Origin of the sequence: Micromonospora sp. ALFpr18c, assembly GCF_008868155.1 — a bacterium.
Taxonomy (GTDB): Bacteria; Actinomycetota; Actinomycetes; order Mycobacteriales; family Micromonosporaceae; genus Micromonospora.
The window spans coordinates 1-1,023 of record NZ_WBKR01000421.1; the positions used below are offsets into that span (position 1 = coordinate 1).

The 1,023-nt window shown below is 69.1% G+C and carries 2 protein-coding genes; one reads left to right on the plus strand and one right to left on the minus strand.

Annotated elements, in window-relative coordinates; genetic code table 11:
* The coding region (locus F8271_RS33660; protein ID WP_225854905.1) for a recombinase family protein at positions 1-591 on the minus strand (591 nt) is incomplete at its 3' end.
* Positions 592-638: 47 nt separating this feature from the next.
* On the opposite strand from F8271_RS33660, the gene F8271_RS33665 reads away from it, so the two are divergent.
* Positions 639-920: a hypothetical protein gene (locus tag F8271_RS33665; protein WP_225854906.1), complete on the plus strand. Its 282-nt coding sequence runs from the start codon at positions 639-641 to the stop codon at positions 918-920.
* The last annotated feature ends 103 nt before the right edge of the window (positions 921-1,023 follow it).

Below are 1,023 nucleotides of genomic sequence, written 5' to 3' on the forward strand. Positions count from 1 at the left end.
CGCCCACTGGGTCCCGGCGTTGAGCCTGCGGGCCTGCAGCAGGCCGGGTAGTTCGTGCTGGGTCTGTTCGTGGTCGGTGCGGTGGCGGTTCCAGACCTGCCGGCCGGTGTAGCGGGGGTTGGCGAGGATCGCCGCGACGGTCCGGAGTCGCCAGCCGTCGCCGGGGCGGTGCGGGTTGCGGTCAGGGTCGGCGGCGGACGGGCACGGCACGCCCTTGTCGTTGAGCGATCGGGTGATACCGGCGATGCTGTGTCCGGCGAGGCGCTGGGCGAACATCCACGCGACGTGCGGGCCGGTGCGCGGGTCGGGCTCGAGGCGGTGTAGTCGTCGTCCCCATCGTGCGTGGGCGCGGTTGGGGTGTGCTCCGGCGTCGACGAGCTGGTATCCGTAGGGTGGTCGGCCGCCGAGGTAGCGGCCCTGCTCGCGGGTCTGTGCCTGCATCGCCATGGTGGTACGGAAGCGAGCACGCTGGACTTCGCGTTTGGCCTGCGCTCCGAGCAGCATCAGCAGCGCTTGATGGGTGGTGTTCTGAAAGTCGAGCGGCCCGTCGGTCTCGGGCAGCCACAGGTGTACGCCGTGCCGCTGCAACACCGCAAGTCGAGCGGCCCGTCGGTCTCGGGCAGCCACAGGTGTACGCCGTGCCGCTGCAACACCGCGGCCACGCGTATCGCCTGGCTGCCGGAGAACGCCCGCGCATACTCACCGACGACGATCGCGTCGAAGCCCCGGTCAGGGTCGGTCACCGCGGCGAGCAGCGCTGCGGCTTGAGGCCGGTCGATCCAGGACAGTTCGCGGGTGTGGCCGACGTCAAAGAACTGCGCGACGATCCGGCCCCGGCCGGCGACGAGTTCACTTGCGACGTCGAGCTGCCAGCGCCGCGAGGACACCGGGTCCTGAGAGGGTGGTTCGCAGTGAATTGATCTGATCTATGCGTTGCGTCCGGTTGGAGGCCTTTCGGTAGGTCCGCCATGGATAGCGACTGGTCGATTTGTGGGATGTGAGCTTTAGTCGTGACTGTCGGGC